Genomic DNA, 16,833 nt, shown 5'->3' with positions numbered 1-16,833 from the left:
CGCATTTTGATCCATATTGTGGATCATTTTGTTGTTCTATTGAACTATGGCATAAAAAATATTGCAAGATGCCAGCATTTGTTTATGGTTTTATCCAATTCAAGGAGGAATTGCATTCTATAATATGGACCTATGATTTGAACCGATGCGATGGAGGTTGCTTCGTTCAATGAGTTCCAGGGGAATGCGCCATGCTGTTCGGGAGGAAATCACATGAACAATCTGTCACGCCGCCAGGTCCTGGCCGGCACCGCTGCAACGCTCGTTGCCAGCCCCTTCATCATGCGGCGTCCGGCCCATGCCGCCGAATTTTCCTATAAATACGCCAACAACCTGCCGGTGTCTCATCCGATGAACATCCGGGCGCAGGAAGCCGCCGACAAGATCAAGGCGGAAACCGGCGGACGCTTCGAACTGTCGATCTTCCCGTCGAGCCAGCTCGGTTCCGACACGGATACGCTCAGCCAGCTGCGTTCCGGCGCGGTGGAATTCTTCACGCTGTCCGGTCTGATCCTGTCGACCCTTGTTCCGGCCGCATCGATCAATGGCATCGGCTTTGCCTTCCCCGACAGCGCCACCGTCTGGAAGGCGATGGATGGCGATCTCGGCGCCCATGTGCGCAAGCAGATCGAGAAATCCAATCTCGTCGCCATGGAGAATATCTGGGACAACGGCTTCCGCCACATTACGTCGAGCACCAAGCCGATCACCACACCGGATGATCTGAAGAACTTCAAGATCCGTGTTCCGGTCAGCCCGTTGTGGACATCCATGTTCACCGCTTTCCAGTCATCCCCCGCCAGCATCAACTTCAACGAGGTGTATTCCTCGCTGCAGACCAAAGTTGTCGAGGGGCAGGAAAATCCGCTCGCCATCATCTCGACGGCCAAGCTCTATGAAGTGCAGAAATACTGCTCCATGACCAGCCATATGTGGGACGGCTTCTGGTTCCTGTCGAACCGCCGTGCCTGGGAAGCCTTGCCCGACGATATCAGGTCCGTCGTTGCCAAGCATATCAACGCCGCCGGCCTTGCCGAACGCGACGATGTGGCCAAGCTCACCGAAACCCTGCAGGCCGACCTGAAAACCAAGGGTCTTGAATTCAACACGCCGGATCCCGTGCCCTTCCGCGATGCCCTGCGCAAGGCAGGCTTCTATTCCGAATGGAAGGGCAAGTATGGCGAGGAGGCCTGGGGTCTTCTGGAAAAAGTCGTCGGCCAGCTGGCATAGGGGCGAACCCGATGGCAGGGCTCAGACTGACCGAAGGCGCCGTGGCGGCGGAGGGCGAAAGCATGCTTTCTCCCCCGCCCCGCAATGACCACTCCATCGCATCGAAACTCGACCGGCTGCTTGGCCATCTCGTCGAGTTTCCCGTGGCAATCCTCGTTGTTGCCGAGGTGGTCATCCTGTTTGCCGGCATCATCGCCCGCTATGTCGTACACCAACCGCTGATCTGGTCGGATGAACTGGCATCGATCCTGTTCCTGTGGCTCGCCATGTTGGGTGCCGTGGTGGCATTCCGGCGCGGCGAGCACATGCGCATGACGGCGCTGGTCGGCATGATGAACCCGCAGCGCCGGGCGTTTTTCGACGTCATCGCCATTGTTGGCGCAATGGCATTTCTCCTGTTCATCGTCTACCCCGCCTATGACTATGCCCACGAAGAAACCTACATCACCACGCCGGCCCTGGAGATAACCAATGCATGGCGCGCGGCGGCATTGCCCGTCGGTGCCGGACTGATGATCGTCTCGGCGCTCATCAAACTCTTTCAGGTGTCGAACCTGCGGCATGTCGTGACGGCGATTGCCCTTATCGGCGTGCTGACGCTTGTCTTCTGGCTGCTCGGACCTTCCCTGAAGCCGCTGGGCAACATCAATCTGCTGATCTTCTTCGTCGGTGTCGTCGCAGCCCTCGTTCTCAGCGGCGTTCCCATCGCCTTTTCCTTCGGTCTTGCCACCTTCGGCTATCTCGCTTTGACGACGAATGTGCCGATGATCGTGGTCATCGGACGCATGGATGAAGGCATGTCGCACCTCATTCTCCTCGCCGTGCCGCTCTTTGTGTTTCTCGGCGTGCTCATCGAAATGACCGGCATGGCACGTGCCATGGTGCAGTTCCTGGCAAGCCTCTTGGGGCATGTGCGCGGCGGCCTGTCCTACGTGCTGATCGGCGCGATGTATCTGGTTTCCGGCATATCGGGCGCCAAGGCCGCCGACATGGCCGCCGTCGCGCCGGTGCTCTTCCCGGAAATGAAGGCACGCGGTGCCAAGCCGGGTGATCTGGTTGCCCTGCTCTCCGCCACCGGCGCGCAGACGGAGACCATTCCGCCCAGCCTCGTGCTCATCACCATCGGCTCGGTCACCGGCGTGTCCATTGCGGCGCTGTTCACCGGCGGCCTGCTCCCCGGCGTTGTCCTGGCTGTGATGCTGTGTTTCGTCGTCTGGCGGCGCTATCGCCATGAGGACCTGTCGCATGTCACGCGCGCCACCGGACGGCAGATCGGTCGGGCTTTTGTCATCGCCCTGCCTGCCCTGGCGCTTCCCTTCATCATCCGTGCTTCCGTCGTCGAGGGTGTGGCGACGGCAACGGAAGTATCGACCATCGGCATTGTCTACTCCATCGTGGCGGGGCTTTTCATCTACAGGCAATTCGACTGGGCACGGCTGAAGCCGATGCTGGTGGATACCGCCTCGCTTTCCGGCGCCATCCTGCTGATCATCGGCGCGGCAACCGGCATGGCCTGGGCATTGACGCAGTCTGGCTTCTCGCGCGAACTTGCCGCCGCCATGACGGGGCTGCCCGGCGGCCCCATCACATTCCTTGCCGTTTCGATTGTCGCGTTCATCATTCTCGGCAGCGTTCTGGAAGGCATACCCGCCATCGTGCTTTTCGGCCCGCTGCTGTTTCCCATTGCCCGGCAGGTGGGCGTGCATGAGGTGCACTACGCCATGGTCGTGATCCTTTCGATGGGCATCGGCCTTTTCGCCCCGCCCTTCGGCGTCGGCTATTATGCGGCCTGCGCCATCGGCCGAGTCAATCCCGACGAGGGCATGCGGCCCATCTGGGGCTATCTCGCCGCCCTTATTCTCGGCATCATTCTCGTGGCTGCCGTCCCGTGGATTTCGATTGGCTTCCTTTGATGACTGAACGACTGAAAGATAAAATCGCTATGGTTTTCGGGGCAGGCTCGTCCGGCCCCGGATGGAGCAACGGCAAGGCTGCCGCCGTCGCCTACGCGCGGGAAGGTGCAACCGTCGTTTGCATCGACCTGCAACAGGAAGCCGCCGAGGAAACGGCAGCAATCATTGCGGCGGAAGGCTTTTCCGCCTTGGCGGTTACGTCGGATGTCACCAGCAGCGCTTCCGTCACAGAGGCCGTGGACGCCACGATCGAGCGCTATGGCCGGATCGATATTCTGCACAACAATGTCGGCGTCGCCACAGCGGGCGGACCGGAAGACCTCGATGACGAAAAATTCCGGATGTCGCTCGATATCAATGTCGGCTCGGTGTTCCGCACCGCCAAGGCCGTCCTGCCGCACATGAAGGCGCGCAACTCCGGGGCAATCGTCAATATTTCGTCGCTGGCGGCCATCCGCTGGACCGGCTACCCCTATTTCGCCTATTACGCAGCCAAGGGCGCGGTCAACCAGGCGACCGTGGCGCTTGCCCTGCAATACGCACCGCACGGCATCCGCGCCAATTGCATCATGCCCGGCATGATCGATACACCACTGATCTACAAGCAGATTTCCGGCAACTACATATCGAGCGAAGAGATGGTTGCCGCGCGCAATCGCCTTGTTCCGCTGGGTCAGATGGGCAGCGCGTTCGATGTCGCCAATGCCGCCGTCTTTCTTGCCTCCAACGAAGCAAAATTCATTACCGGGGTCTGCCTGCCCGTCGATGGCGGACAGAGTTGTTCGGCGGTGGTCGGTGCCTGAGCGCCGGTTGCAGCAACCCGGCCCGGCGGCGGCGGAACGGTTCGAGAGTTTCGTCGGCACCGGGCGTACATTCAGCTTTGAGCTCCAGCCGGGTCTCAGCCTCAACGACGCCATTGCCATCCCGCTGGCCGCCGCCAATCTGCGCGCCGCATCGCTTGTCATCGAAGGCGGCGCTTTTGCTCCATTCCATTATCTCATGCCGGCACTCTCGACCGATGGTCTTCATGCGGCGTGGTACAGCGACACCTTCGCACCGGCAGGCGAAACCGTGATGGAACATGGCAATGTCACGTTCGGCGAGCGCGACGGCGCAGCCTTCATCCATTGCCACGCCACCTGGATTGAGCCGGATGGCAGGCGTTGCGCCGGCCACATCCTGCCGCACGAGACAATCGTCAGCCGGCCGATCCGCGCCGCGGTGTGGGGTGTCGAGACCATCCGCATGGTGTCGGAGCCGGATGCGGAAACGGCATTCACCATTTTCCATCCCGTGCCGGTCAGCGCACCTGCGGCCGATGACGCCGGTCCGCGGACAGTCATCGCCCGCGTCCGCCCGAACGAAGACATCACCGGCGCGCTCGAGGCGATCTGCCGCAAGCATGGTTTTGCCGGGGCGTATCTGCGTGGCGGCGTCGGCAGCCTGATCGGCGCCCGATACGCCGATGGCCGCCGCGTCGAGGATATCGCGACGGAAGTGTTCATCACCGGCGGGTTTGTTTCGGCAGATACCAGCAGGACCCGCATAGAGATCACCATGGTCGATACCGGAGGCGGCATCACCCGCGGCGATCTGGTGCGCGGCGACAATCCCGTCTGCATCACCTTTGAACTGTGTCTGGAAGAGGCCTGACCACCTCTTCTTCCGCAACAGAGAGGACCACGTCATGACGACATTCGATAGCGGCGAGCGCACCGCCCTTGTCACCGGCGGTGCATCGGGGATAGGCCTTGCGACGGTCCATGCCCTGGCCGGCGACGGCTGGAAGATTGTCGTTGCTGATCGCGACGTGAAGGAAACGGTGAAGGCAGACCTCGGCAAGGCCCATCCCGGCCGCATCCGCTTTGCCCAGTTCGATGTCACCGACGAGCACGCGGTCGAGGCACTCATGGCGGAGACGGAAGCAGGGTTCGGTCCGATCAGGGGGATTGTCTGTTCGGCGGGGATCGGCCGCGATACACCATTCTTCGATACCACGGCGGACATGTTCCGGCAGATCCATGAGATCAACGTCATCGGCACATTTCTGGTCACGCAGGCCGGTGCGCGCATCATGGCGGCAAGCGGCGGCGGGGCCATCGTCAATCTCGCCTCGATCTCCGGCATGCGCGGCAATATCGGGCGGGCAGCCTACGGTGCGTCAAAGGGGGCGATCATCAATCTGACCCAAGTGATGGCGGTCGAGCTTGCACCCTATAACATCCGCGTCAATGCCATTGCGCCCGGCCCGGTTGAAACACCCCTGGCCGCCGCCGTGCATACGCCTGAAATACGCGAGGGCTGGAGCAAAACAGTGCCGCAGCGGCGTTACGGCCAGCCGGAGGAAATCGCCAGCACGATCGCCTTTCTGCTCGACGAAAACCGTTCAAGCTATGTGACGGGCCAAACGCTTGCTGTCGACGGCGGCTTCACGGCCGGTGGCCTCATCGGCTAGCAAACCGCTGGCTTACTCCGCCTCCGGGTAGCTCAGGCTCTGCAACTGCGTCGGGTCCGCTCCTTCGATGCGCCGCAACACGGCCCGGGCAAGTTCGCGCCCGGCATGCCGCACGTCTTCGTTGAACACAATGATTTCCGGGCGGAACCATTGCAGGAAATGCGTCGTCTGCTTCGACACCAGATCGATGTCCCGGCCAAGTTTCATGCCCGTTGCCTCGATGCCCGCGACAACAGCGACGGTCAGGCCGCCGGTGCAGCAGATGATGCCATCCGGCGGATTGGGCTGGCGCATGAACATTTCCGTCCGGTTGCGCACATCGTCCAATGAAATGCTGCCGTTCCAATGGTCGAGCATAACGGGCACTGCCCCGCTTTCCTGCAGGCCCCGCCTGAAACCATCGTCGAGATGCCAGTAGTAGGTATGGGCCGGGCCCGGCCCGGCAACCATGGCGATCCGGCGGCGGCCGCGCTCAACCAGGCTTTTCACCGCTGCATAGGCATAGGCTTCATTGTCGAAATCGTGGAACGGATGCTCGATACCCATTCGCGTCCGCCCGTGCGTGGCGAAGGGAAAGTGATGATCCGTCAGATAACGCACGCGCGGATCGGACGGCTGGGTCTGGGACATGATGATCCCGTCAGCCGATCCGGTTTCAATGATGTAGCGGATGGGCTGCATCGGATCGTTCTCGGGCGAGTATGGCGTCACGATGAGATGGTAAGGCGTTTCAGCCAGGACTTCGGAAATACCGTAGACGAGATTGGAGGTCAGCCCCATGATCTCGCTCTGCGCATTGAGCACCAGACTGATCACATTCGTCTTGCCGGTCCGCAGGCGCACACCCGCGCGATTGGGCCTGTAGCCGATCTGCTTGGCGATCAGCTGCACCCGGGTCTTGGTTGCCTGCCCGATTTCCGGCGCATCCTTGAGCGCGCGTGAAACGGTCGTCACCCCGAGCCCGGCCATGAACGCGATGGTTTTCAGCGTCGGCCTCTCGCCGTCCGCGAGAGCCGCCACTTTTTCCCCGTCGTCAGGGTGATGCTGCTTGTCGTTCATGTCAATTCAACCGGTTAACCGAAACCTGCCTCCTGTATGGACCCGCGAAGAGCGATCTTCAAGATACCTTCTGCAACTTTCTGTATCGTTTCAGATTCTGTGAAAATTGAAGGAACATCCATGCCTATTAGACCAAGTGATTAGATTGATATCTCCCTTATTTCGAGAAAATTTCGAAAATCCAAAGGCTGCGTATGTGACAGAAATTAGCATAATTATCTGTTTTTATTGCATATATTTATCGGCCCTATGGATTATGTCGATGACCGAAAAAAATCGGATGCGCCTGATTGCCTCATTCAAAGTTTTCAATTACCGTACCTGTAACGTTTCAGATTTGGGAGGATAGGATGCGTTACCGGACATCTCTGGCCATTTTGGCTGCATCCACATTGTTATGGACGACCGGCATGGCCGGCGCCGTGGACCTTGAAGTCACCCATTGGTGGACATCGGGCGGCGAAGCGGCTGCGGCCAGGGTCCTTGCGGAATCCTTTGACAAACAGGGCGGCGACAAATGGGTTGACGGCGCGATTGCCGGCAGCGGCTCGACGGCAACCCCGATCATCGTCAGCCGCATCCTGGGCGGCAACCCTATGGGCGCAACCCAGCTCAATACGGGCCGCGACGCGGAAGATCTGGTCAAGGCCGGAATGATGACCGACCTTTCGGAACTTGCGGCCAAGGAAGGCTGGGCCGATTTCATCCGCCCCGCAAAACTGCTCGATGCCTGCAAATATGACGGCAAGATTTATTGCGTGCCGGTTAACATCCATTCATGGCAGTGGATGTGGATCAATCCCAATACCTTCAAGGATGCGGGTCTGCCTGTTCCAGCGAACTGGCAGGAATTTGTTGCAGCGGCGCCCAAGCTGAAGGAAAAGGGCATCATCCCGCTCGCCACCGGCGATGCCTGGCAGGTCACCGGTATTTTCAACGTCATGATCCCCTCGCTCGGCGGCAAGGACCTGTTCCTGAAGGTCTATCAGGACAAGAATGCCGAAGCCGCCGCCGGTCCGGAAATGAAGGCGGTGTGGGAAGCGTACGCACAGGCCCGCAGCCTGGTCGATCCCGGCTATGTCGGCCGCTCCTGGAACGAGGCAACCACGCTCGTCATGACCGGCAAGGCCGGGGCACAGGTGATGGGCGACTGGGCGCAAGGTGAGTTCGGCGTGGCGAAAAAGGTCGCCGGAACCGATTATGACTGCCTGCCCGGGCTGGGCGGCAACGCCATTCTCGACACGGGCGGCGATGCCTTCTACTTCCCCAAGAACCAGAACCCCGAGGTGACCAAGGCGCAGCTGAAGCTGGCGAGCCTGCTTCTTTCCAGGGAAACGCAGGTTGCCTTCAATCTGGCCAAGGGCTCGCTGCCGGTGCGCGGCGATGTCGATCTGGAAGCCGCCAATGCCTGCATGAAAAAGGGCATCGAGATTCTGAAAGAGCCGGAAAACATCCTGCCGTCGCTGAACCAGAACCTGACCGCGGACACCAAGGGGCAGATCGAGGATCTGACCAAGGAGTTCTTCGCCGACGCCCATATGTCCGTCGATGACGCGCAGGCGCGCTTCGTCGCTATCATCAAGCAAGCCCAGTAGAACCGACCTTCCTCCTGGCACCCCGCCGGTCGCGCAAGCGATTGGCGGCCGTGCCAAGAGTTGACGGAGAACGCCATGAGTTCCACCGCGCGTCCCAACACATTGTTCAAGAACCTGAACGCCAAGGTTGCGGCCCTGCCGATGATTGCAACCGTTCTGGTGGTCTTCATCGGCTGCACGCTGTGGACTGTCGTTTATTCCTTCACCGCCTCGCGGGCATTGCCGGAGCTGACATTCGTCGGGTTCGACCAGTATACCCGCCTCTTCAACACGCCGCGCTGGAATATCTCCGCTGTCAACCTTGCGATCTTCGGCGTCTTCCTGCTGTTCTTTTCATCGGTCATCGGCTTCATTCTCGCGGCGCTGATGGACCAGAAAATCCGCTTCGAGAACACGTTCCGCACCATCTTTCTCTATCCCTATGCCCTCTCGTTCATCGTCACGGGGCTCGTCTGGCAATGGATACTCACGCCGACCTACGGCATCCAGCGGGTAGTGCGGGATCTCGGCTTTGAAAGCTTCACCTTCTCGATCCTCAACGACCAGCGCTACGCCATTTATGCCATCGTCATTGCCGGCCTCTGGCACGGTACCGGCCTTGTCATGGCGCTGATGCTGGCAGGCCTGCGCAACATCGACGAGGAAATCTGGAAGGCCGCGCGGGTTGACGGCATCCCGATCTGGAAAACCTATCTCTTCATCATCATTCCGATGATGCGCCCCGTCTTCATCACCACCATTGTCCTGATCGCCGCCGGTATTGTCCGCGTCTACGACCTCGTCGTCGCCCTGACCGATGGCGGCCCCGGCAATGCCAGCGAAGTACCGGCCAAATATGTCTACGAATTCATGTTCCGTCGCGCCAATCTCGGACAGGGCCTTGCCGCGTCCACCATCATGCTGACCACCGTTCTCATCGTCCTCATTCCCTGGGCTTTGATGGAATTCCGCGAGGGCAAACGCAAATGACCATGGCAAGCCAGACCGCCGCCGAACCGCGCGGCAAACGTCCCACGACGACCTTCGCGCCGTCGACAATCATGATCTATGGCGTCCTGCTGGTGGCGGCGATCTACTACCTGCTGCCGCTCTACGTGATGATCGTCACTTCGCTGAAGGGCATGCCGGAAATCCGTCTCGGCAATATCTTCTCGCCGCCCGTGGAAATCACTTTCCAGTCGTGGAGCACAGCCTGGGACAGCGCCTGTACCGGCCTCTACTGCGAGGGCCTGAAGGTCGGGTTCATGAATTCGGTGAAGATCACCATACCGAGCGTCATCGCTTCGATCCTCATCGCATCGGTCAATGGCTATGCCCTGGCCAACTGGCGCTTCAAGGGTTCGGAGGTGTTTTTCAGCATCCTCCTGTTCGGCGCCTTCATTCCCTATCAGGTGATGCTGTATCCGCTCGTGATCATCACCCGCAATCTCGGCATCTTCGGAACGCTGACCGGCGTCATCGTGATCCATACCATCTTCGGCATGCCGATCCTGACACTGCTGTTCCGCAACTACTTCGCCTCGCTGCCGGCGGAACTCTTCAAGGCGGCCCGCGTCGACGGGGCGGGTTTCTGGCGCATCTTCTTCCAGATCATGGTGCCGATGTCCGCGCCGATCTTTGTCGTCGCGATCATCCTGCAGGTCACCGGAATCTGGAATGACTTCCTCTTCGGTGTCGTCTTTGCCGGCACGAAAAACGTGCCGATGACGGTGCAGCTCAACAACATCGTCAACTCGACGCAGGGCGTCAAGGAATACAACGTCAACATGGCAGCCACCATCCTCACCGGCCTGGTGCCGCTGCTCGTCTACTTCTTCTCAGGCAAATATTTCGTCAGGGGCATTGCCGCTGGCGCCGTCAAAGGATGATCGCGGATGCAGCCAATCTTTCTACAACAGTTTCACGGGAGCGGATCGGTATGACCCAGCAGAGCCCCAGCGTTTCGATCAAGGATCTTTCGCTCAACTACGGTTCGGTGAGCGTGCTCAAGGAGCTCAATATCGACGTGGCCGATGGCGAGTTTCTCGTGCTGCTCGGACCATCGGGCTGCGGAAAATCGACCTTGCTCAACTGCATCGCTGGATTGCTTGAAATCTCGGACGGGCAGATTTTCATCAAGGACAAGAACGTCACGTGGAAGGAGCCGAAAGATCGCGGCATCGGCATGGTGTTCCAGTCCTATGCGCTCTATCCGCAGATGACGGTCGAGAAAAACCTTTCCTTCGGCCTGCGGGTAGCGGGCCTGCCCAAGGCGGAGATCGACAAGCGGATCACCAATGCGGCGGATATTCTGCAGATCGGGCCGCTCCTGCAACGCAAGCCCGGCGCGCTTTCCGGCGGCCAGCGCCAGCGCGTCGCCATCGGCCGTGCCCTGGTGCGCGACGTCGACGTATTCCTGTTCGACGAGCCCCTGTCCAATCTGGATGCCAAGCTGCGCTCGGAGCTGCGTGTCGAGATCAAACGCCTGCACCAGAAGCTCGCCAATACCATGATTTACGTCACCCACGACCAGATCGAGGCCCTGACGCTGGCGGACCGTATCGCCGTCATGAAGGGCGGATTGATCCAGCAGCTGGACGAACCGCTCACCATCTACAACAAGCCGCGCAACCTGTTCGTCGCCAGTTTCATCGGCTCGCCGTCGATGAATTTCATCAAGGGCGAGATTGCAGAGAAGGACGGCAAACCCGTCTTCCGTATCGCCGACCTCGATATCTCCCTGGAAAACTACGTGGCACAAGAATCTCTGCAGATCGGGCGGTCCGTCATTTTCGGCCTGCGTCCCGAGCACATTGCGCTCAGCGATCAGCCCGGCCCGGCAGGCCGCTCATGCAAGGCGACCGTCGATCTCGACGAGCCCATGGGCGCCGACAGCCTTGTCTGGCTGAAAGTCGCCGGCAAAGCCGTGTCGGTGCGCGTGGATTCCGGCCGCCGCTACCAGAACGGCGAAACCGTGCACCTCACCTTCGATCCAGCCCTCGCCTCGCTTTTTGACTCCCAGACTGAAGACCGCATCTGACAAACCTTATGGAGTACTGACCGTGACTGACTTTTCCTACCAGCTCTACAGTTCCCGCAACTTTCCCCCGCTCGATAGAATTCTTCCGATCCTGCAGAAGAATGGTTATGTGCAGGTGGAAGGCTATGGCGGGCTTTACGCGGATGCAGCGGCAACCCGGACCGCGCTCGATGCCCATGGCCTCACCATGGCATCAGGCCATTTCAGTATCGACCTCCTGGAAAACGAGCCGAACAAGGTGCTGGATATTGCCGGAACGCTGGGCATGAAAGCCATCTATTGCCCGCATCTGGCCGTCGAGCAACGTCCATCGAATGCGTCCGGCTGGTCGGATTTCGGCAAGCGGCTTGAGGCGGCTCATGCAACCTACCGCAAGGCAGGGTATCTCTTTGGCTGGCACAATCATGATTTCGAGTTCAAGGCACTGGCTGACGGCTCGATCCCGCAGAAGCTCATCCTCGATGCCGCGCCGAGCATTTCCTGGGAAGCGGATATCGCCTGGATCATCCGCGGCGGCGCGGACCCGTTCCAGTGGATCGGGGATTACGGCTCCCGCATCAGCGCCGTTCACGTCAAGGACATCGCACCGGCTGGCGAAAACACCAATGAAGACGGCTGGGCGGATGTCGGTTACGGCACGGTCGACTGGAAAGCACTCTTTACAGCGCTGAAGGGCACACCGGCCCGATATTTCGTCATGGAACACGACAACCCGTCGGATGACGAACGGTTTGCCCGCCGTTCCATCGCCACGGTCAAGGCATTCTGAAGAAAGACAGCATCATGGCAAAAACACTTGGTATTGGCATCATCGGCGCCGGCAACATTTCCGCCACCTATCTGAGGCTCGGGCCCCTGTTCAAGGGCATCGAAATCCGGGCCGTCGCTGACCTCAACAAGAAGGCGGCGGAAGCGCGCGCCAAGGAATTCGGCATCGAGGCACGCAGCATCGACAAGCTGCTTGCAAGCGATGACGTCGACCTTATCGTCAATCTGACGGTGCCGGACGCGCACTTTGCCGTCTCGCACCAGATCCTGTCGGCCGGCAAGCATCTCTATTCGGAGAAGCCGCTGACCCTGTCGCTCAAGGATGGCCTTGAGTTGCAAAAACTCGCCAACAAGAAGGGGTTGAAAGCCGGCTGCGCGCCGGACACCTATCTGGGCGGTGCGCATCAGCTGGCGCGCAAAGCGGTGGATGACGGCCAGATCGGCACGATCACATCGGGAACCGCCCACGTCATGAGCCACGGCATGGAGCACTGGCATCCCAATCCGGACTTCTTCTTCCGTCCGGGCGGCGGCCCGATCCTTGACCTCGGCCCGTACTACATCGCCAATCTCATCAACCTGATCGGACCGGTGAAGCGGGTGGCCGCCTTGACATCGATGGCTACACCGACCCGCACCATCACCAGCGAACCGCGCAGGGGTGAAACCATCGCGGTGACGACACCGACCACCATTCAGGCCCTGCTTGAATTTGCCAGCGGCGCCTCCATCACACTGTCGGCAAGCTGGGATGTCTGGGCGCATCATCACCCGAACATGGAGCTCTACGGCACGGATGGCTCGCTGTTCCTGCCCGATCCGAATTTCTTCGGCGGCGATGTCAAACTGGCCAAGCCGGGCAAGAAGGCGAAATCACTGAAAAACTGGGCGCATCCTTTCGGCATTCCCAACCAGAAGCATTCCGTCGGCATGATGGCCAATTACCGCACGGCCGGGCTTGCAGACATGGCGGCAGCGATTCTCGAGGGCCGCGATATCCGCTGCTCCATCGACCGGGCGCTGCACGGTGTCGATGTCATGGTTTCAATCCTGCGCTCCGGCGAAGAAAGGAAGTTCATCGACATCAAGACCAGCTGTACCCGCCCCGAAGCACTTGGGATCAAGGAAGCCAAATCCCTGCTGAGGAAGAAATAAGCCTCCCAAGGCTGTTCACCCCCTCTGCCCCGTGCGGCAGAGGGGCCCGGCCCGTGCTTTAATCGGCGCTTGGTGCTGGATCCAGCAATCGCGGCCCCGGTCCCTGCTCGGACAGCTCATCCCAGGGGTTGCGCAAGGGGCATTCCTGCATTGACAGGCAACCACACCCAATACAGCAGTTCAACTGATCGCGCAGGCCGATCAGTTTGTTGATCCGGTCATCCAGATCCGCCTTCCAGCCAGCCGAGAGCCGCCGCCAGTCCGCGGGCGTCGGAGCCCGTCCCTGCGGCAGGGTCGACAGGGCTTCGGCAATCGATGCCAGTGGTATGCCCGTCCGTTGCGCCACCTTGATGATGGCAACACGCCGCAGAACCTCGCGCGAGTAGCGGCGCTGGTTGCCACGGTTGCGTTCGCTGTGAATAAGGCCCTTGCTCTCGTAGAAATGCAGCGTCGAAACCGCCACGCCGCTGCGTGCCGCCACTTCCCCCACCGTCAACTGCCTGTGCCGCTCACTTGGTTTGATTGTCATCCGCTCAATCCATACCTTAACATTACTTCAGGTTTATAGTGGTCTCCGCAAACTTTGTAAAACTTGCGTACAAGTCGCTTTCATACTGGACATCACATGCGGGAGAGGTTCCTCTAGCCGTTCCCGAGATTGCCAGCAGGAGGAAGAGTATGCAGACCCGTTTCACGACGGTGGTTTCTTTCACCGTTTCCCTCGCCTTGAGCACAATCCCCATCACCACAGCCTTTGCAGCATCGCCTGAACCGGCAAAAGCCGAGCATGGCATGGTCGTATCAGCCCAGCATCTGGCAACGGAAGTCGGCGTTGACGTTTTGAAAAGTGGCGGCAATGCCGTGGACGCGGCGGTAGCGGTTGGTTATGCGCTCGCTGTGCTTTACCCTACGGCAGGCAATATTGGCGGTGGCGGATTCATGACCGTCCGCCTCAAGGACGGTAAGACCACCTTTCTCGATTTTCGCGAGCGCGCTCCGCTGGCATCCACCAAAACCATGTATCTCGATGACAAGAGCAATATCGTCAAAGGTCTAAGCCTCGACGGATATCTGGCGGTTGGCGTGCCGGGAACCGTTGCAGGATTCGAACTGGCGCGTGAGAAGTACGGCACCAAAAAACGCGAGGAATTGCTGGGACCGGCGATCCGTCTTGCGCGGGATGGTTTCGAGCTGGTTCAGGGCGATATCAATTCACTCAAAGCCGGCAACAAGAAGCTGGCCAAGGACCCTGCCGCAGCGGCGATCTTCCTGAAGCCCGACGGCAAGCCCTATGCGGTTGGCGAAACGCTCGTCCAGACCGATCTTGCCGCGACCCTGTCCGGCATCTCCGACAAGGGGCCTGATTCCTTCTACAAAGGCACTACTGCCGATGCCATTGCGAAAGCCAGCCAGGACAAGGGCGGCATTCTGACCAAGCAGGATTTCGAGCAGTATTCGGTGCGCGAGCTGGAGCCGGTGAAGTGCAATTATCGTGGTTATGACATCGTGTCGTCGCCGCCCCCAAGCTCCGGCGGCGTCATCATCTGCGAAATCCTCAACGTGCTCGAGGGCTATCCGCTGTCCTATCTCGGCTACGGCTCCGCCGAAACCGTGCATGCCATGGTCGAGGCCATGCGCTATGCCTATATCGACCGTAACGCGGCGCTGGGTGATCCGGCCTTCGTCAACAATCCGGTGTCGAAATTGCTCGACAAGGCCTATGCCAAGGAAATCCGCGAGAAGATCAGCCCGTTCAAGGCCGGCGTATCGCAGGAACTGATGCCGAAAGGTTTTGGCGAGAGCACGGAAACAACGCACTATTCGATCATCGACAATGACGGCAATGCGGTTGCCGTCACCTATACGTTGAACGGCTCCTTCGGCGCGGGCGTCGTGGCGCCTGGAACCGGTGTGCTTCTTAACAACGAGATGGACGATTTCACCTCTAAGCCCGGCGTTCCCAATCTGTATGGGCTGGTACAGGGCGAAGCCAACGCCATCGCGCCGAAGAAAACACCGCTCTCCTCGATGAGCCCGACGATCATTTCCAAGGACGGCAAGCCGTTCATGGTGATCGGCAGCCCCGGCGGTTCGCGCATCATCACTATCACGCTGGAAGCGATCCTCAACGTCATCGATCATGGCATGAACATCCAGGAAGCCATTGACGCGCCGCGCGTCCATCATCAGTGGCTGCCCGACAAGGTCTTCATGGAGCCCTATGCCCTCTCGGCAGATACGCGCAAGGTATTGAGCGATATGGGCCACACTGTCCAGATCGACAAGGATTGGTCGATCTGGGGCCAGGCCGCAGGCATCCTCGTCGGCGGCGCGAGCCTTTCCGACATCGAAAAGGGTGACGGCGCGCGGTATAACGGCGCCATCGACAGCCGCGCCAGCTCGGGCGAAGCAAAAGGCTACTGAAACCCCAGGAGCTGGCAACGACGTTGCCAGCTCCTGTTGTCAGATGCTGAAATCGACCATGCGGCCACGCAACTGCCGAATAGTTGCGGCATCTGCATTGGCAAAGGCAAAGCGCAGGAACTGCGTGTGTCCGGCGCCGAAATATTCACCGGGAATGGCCAGTATGCCCGCCTGTCTCGCCAATTGCTCGGCCACTCCGACCGAGGTCTTGCCCGGGAAGGGGTGGCGGACAAACGCGAAGTAGGCACCGACGGCTTCGAGCTTCCAGCCGCCAAGACCGGACATGGTCTCACGCAGGGCCTGGGCACGGGTTTCAATTTCCAGCCGGTTGGCGGCGCGCCAGTCGCTCAATGCGGGAAGCGCATGCGCTACGGCAATCTGCGGTGCGCGCGGCGCGCAGATCTGCAGATTGTCCATGATCTTGGCAATTTCCGTAACAACGGTTTCACCCGCCGTTACCGCCCCCAGCCGGTGTCCGGGAATGCAGAAGGATTTGGAAAAGCTGTAGAGCTGGATGAGGTTGTCTTCCCAGCCGCCTTCATTGAAAAGACCATGCGGTGCACCCGCGCCATCGGCAAGAAAGTCGCGGTAGGTCTCATCCAGAATGAGCCAGATGCCATGCTTCCTGCAAACCTCGAAAATTGCGCGGAGCCGGTCAGGTGAATAGACCGCGCCGGTCGGATTGTTCGGGGTGACCAGCGCCAGGGCCCGCACGCCCGGCACCAGCGCTTTTTCAACCGCCTCCACTGTCGGCACGAAACCGTCGGCCGCATCGCAGGCGACAAACCCCGTCGTGATACCGAGCATCGACAGCGTGGTTTCATGGTTGAAATAAAAGGGATCGGTGACAAGCACCGTTTCGCCCGCGGCGGCCACGACCATGGCGGCGCAGATGAAGGCCTGGTTGCAGCCCGATGTGATGTGGATGTTCCGGCCGCTGATTCCAGCGCCATAAAGCGCCGACACATGCGCGGCATAGGCATCGCGCAGAACCGTCTCGCCCTCGATCGGCCCGTAATTGGCATAAGCAACCGAAGATGCCGCTTCGCCCAGCCAGCGCAGCATGTCGGGATGCGGCGGATAGCCCGGAACCGCCTGCGACAGGTCGATCAAGGGGCCATGTCCGCCGGCATAGGCCCGGCCCCAGGCCTGTACGGCCGGAATAGGCGGGGGAGACAGGCGGGTGACGAGCGGGTTCAGCACAGCAGCAGTCAT

At 60.0% G+C, this 16,833-nt stretch carries 15 protein-coding genes; 12 read left to right on the top strand and 3 right to left on the bottom strand.

The genetic code is table 11. The features are described 5' to 3' along the window. Positions 1–213: 213 nt before the first annotated feature. The 5 genes from AC1Q5O_RS17660 to AC1Q5O_RS17640 are packed head-to-tail and all read left to right on the top strand — an operon-like array spanning position 214 to position 5,598. A complete protein-coding gene (locus AC1Q5O_RS17660) occupies positions 214–1,230 on the top strand; it encodes a TRAP transporter substrate-binding protein (RefSeq protein ID WP_492564685.1) in 1,017 nt (338 codons plus the stop codon). 11 nt (positions 1,231–1,241) lie between these two features. After that, on the top strand, positions 1,242–3,143 hold the full coding sequence (locus AC1Q5O_RS17655; RefSeq protein ID WP_492564683.1) for a TRAP transporter large permease: 1,902 nt from the start codon (positions 1,242–1,244) through the stop codon (positions 3,141–3,143). Beyond that, positions 3,143–3,946 carry an SDR family NAD(P)-dependent oxidoreductase gene (locus AC1Q5O_RS17650; RefSeq protein WP_492564682.1) on the top strand — a complete coding sequence of 268 codons (804 nt, stop codon included), beginning with the start codon at positions 3,143–3,145 and terminating at the stop codon, positions 3,944–3,946. The genes AC1Q5O_RS17655 and AC1Q5O_RS17650 overlap by 1 nt, the downstream gene beginning before the upstream one ends. Then, positions 3,939–4,796, top strand: a complete 858-nt coding sequence (locus AC1Q5O_RS17645) for a PCC domain-containing protein (protein ID WP_492564680.1) — start codon at positions 3,939–3,941, stop codon at positions 4,794–4,796. Before AC1Q5O_RS17650 ends, AC1Q5O_RS17645 begins: the two co-directional genes overlap by 8 nt. A gap of 34 nt (positions 4,797–4,830) precedes the next feature. Further along, a complete protein-coding gene (locus AC1Q5O_RS17640) occupies positions 4,831–5,598 on the top strand; it encodes an SDR family NAD(P)-dependent oxidoreductase (RefSeq protein ID WP_492564678.1) in 768 nt (255 codons plus the stop codon). A gap of 12 nt (positions 5,599–5,610) precedes the next feature. Here AC1Q5O_RS17640 and AC1Q5O_RS17635 read toward each other — a convergent pair whose 3' ends face one another. Next, entirely contained in the window at positions 5,611–6,657 is a 1,047-nt protein-coding gene (locus AC1Q5O_RS17635; RefSeq protein WP_223614869.1) for a LacI family transcriptional regulator, read from the bottom strand. Positions 6,658–7,007: 350 nt separating this feature from the next. On the opposite strand from AC1Q5O_RS17635, the gene AC1Q5O_RS17630 reads away from it, so the two are divergent. From AC1Q5O_RS17630 to AC1Q5O_RS17605, 6 genes are all read left to right on the top strand, one after another. Beyond that, on the top strand, positions 7,008–8,252 hold the full coding sequence (locus tag AC1Q5O_RS17630; protein WP_492564675.1) for an ABC transporter substrate-binding protein: 1,245 nt from the start codon (positions 7,008–7,010) through the stop codon (positions 8,250–8,252). 75 nt (positions 8,253–8,327) lie between these two features. Then, positions 8,328–9,221, top strand: coding sequence for a carbohydrate ABC transporter permease (locus AC1Q5O_RS17625; protein ID WP_492564673.1), 894 nt, complete (start codon positions 8,328–8,330; stop codon positions 9,219–9,221). Between the two features lie 2 nt (positions 9,222–9,223). Further along, the gene (locus tag AC1Q5O_RS17620) at positions 9,224–10,120 is read left to right on the top strand and encodes a carbohydrate ABC transporter permease (RefSeq protein ID WP_403182564.1); all 897 of its coding nucleotides are present in this window, start codon (positions 9,224–9,226) and stop codon (positions 10,118–10,120) included. 50 nt (positions 10,121–10,170) lie between these two features. Next, positions 10,171–11,271: an ABC transporter ATP-binding protein gene (locus AC1Q5O_RS17615; protein WP_492564671.1), complete on the top strand. Its 1,101-nt coding sequence runs from the start codon at positions 10,171–10,173 to the stop codon at positions 11,269–11,271. A 22-nt stretch (positions 11,272–11,293) separates the two neighbouring features. Next, the gene (locus AC1Q5O_RS17610; RefSeq protein ID WP_492564669.1) at positions 11,294–12,040 is read left to right on the top strand and encodes a sugar phosphate isomerase/epimerase family protein; all 747 of its coding nucleotides are present in this window, start codon (positions 11,294–11,296) and stop codon (positions 12,038–12,040) included. Positions 12,041–12,054: 14 nt separating this feature from the next. Further along, the gene (locus AC1Q5O_RS17605; RefSeq protein ID WP_492564668.1) at positions 12,055–13,194 is read left to right on the top strand and encodes a Gfo/Idh/MocA family protein; all 1,140 of its coding nucleotides are present in this window, start codon (positions 12,055–12,057) and stop codon (positions 13,192–13,194) included. A gap of 58 nt (positions 13,195–13,252) precedes the next feature. On the opposite strand, the gene soxR is transcribed toward AC1Q5O_RS17605, so the two are convergent. Beyond that, positions 13,253–13,723: a redox-sensitive transcriptional activator SoxR gene (gene soxR / locus AC1Q5O_RS17600; RefSeq protein WP_464664546.1), complete on the bottom strand. Its 471-nt coding sequence runs from the start codon at positions 13,721–13,723 to the stop codon at positions 13,253–13,255. 149 nt (positions 13,724–13,872) lie between these two features. Between soxR and ggt the strand changes: the two genes are divergently transcribed. After that, positions 13,873–15,618: a gamma-glutamyltransferase gene (gene ggt, locus AC1Q5O_RS17595; protein ID WP_492564665.1), complete on the top strand. Its 1,746-nt coding sequence runs from the start codon at positions 13,873–13,875 to the stop codon at positions 15,616–15,618. A 39-nt stretch (positions 15,619–15,657) separates the two neighbouring features. Here the strand turns inward: ggt and AC1Q5O_RS17590 are convergent, their stop codons facing one another. Then, on the bottom strand, positions 15,658–16,833 hold the full coding sequence (locus tag AC1Q5O_RS17590) for an aminotransferase (RefSeq protein ID WP_492564663.1): 1,176 nt from the start codon (positions 16,831–16,833) through the stop codon (positions 15,658–15,660).

It is taken from the genome of Phyllobacterium sp. MT110 (assembly GCF_058792715.1).
Note: the sequence above shows the minus strand (reverse complement) of the source record. Positions and strands in the feature narration are given on the sequence as shown.

Excerpts from the sequence above, each read along its gene's own strand:
- AC1Q5O_RS17660 (WP_492564685.1), top strand. The coding sequence starts at position 214 with ATGAACAATCTGTCACGCCGCCAGGTCCTGGCCGGCACCGCTGCAACG.
- AC1Q5O_RS17655 (WP_492564683.1), top strand. The coding sequence starts at position 1,242 with ATGGCAGGGCTCAGACTGACCGAAGGCGCCGTGGCGGCGGAGGGCGAA.
- AC1Q5O_RS17650 (WP_492564682.1), top strand. The coding sequence starts at position 3,143 with ATGACTGAACGACTGAAAGATAAAATCGCTATGGTTTTCGGGGCAGGC.
- AC1Q5O_RS17640 (WP_492564678.1), top strand. The coding sequence starts at position 4,831 with ATGACGACATTCGATAGCGGCGAGCGCACCGCCCTTGTCACCGGCGGT.
- AC1Q5O_RS17635 (WP_223614869.1), bottom strand. The coding sequence starts at position 6,657 with ATGAACGACAAGCAGCATCACCCTGACGACGGGGAAAAAGTGGCGGCT.
- AC1Q5O_RS17630 (WP_492564675.1), top strand. The coding sequence starts at position 7,008 with ATGCGTTACCGGACATCTCTGGCCATTTTGGCTGCATCCACATTGTTA.
- AC1Q5O_RS17625 (WP_492564673.1), top strand. The coding sequence starts at position 8,328 with ATGAGTTCCACCGCGCGTCCCAACACATTGTTCAAGAACCTGAACGCC.
- AC1Q5O_RS17620 (WP_403182564.1), top strand. The coding sequence starts at position 9,224 with ATGGCAAGCCAGACCGCCGCCGAACCGCGCGGCAAACGTCCCACGACG.
- AC1Q5O_RS17615 (WP_492564671.1), top strand. The coding sequence starts at position 10,171 with ATGACCCAGCAGAGCCCCAGCGTTTCGATCAAGGATCTTTCGCTCAAC.
- AC1Q5O_RS17605 (WP_492564668.1), top strand. The coding sequence starts at position 12,055 with ATGGCAAAAACACTTGGTATTGGCATCATCGGCGCCGGCAACATTTCC.
- soxR (WP_464664546.1), bottom strand. The coding sequence starts at position 13,723 with ATGACAATCAAACCAAGTGAGCGGCACAGGCAGTTGACGGTGGGGGAA.
- ggt (WP_492564665.1), top strand. The coding sequence starts at position 13,873 with ATGCAGACCCGTTTCACGACGGTGGTTTCTTTCACCGTTTCCCTCGCC.
- AC1Q5O_RS17590 (WP_492564663.1), bottom strand. The coding sequence starts at position 16,833 with ATGACTGCTGCTGTGCTGAACCCGCTCGTCACCCGCCTGTCTCCCCCG.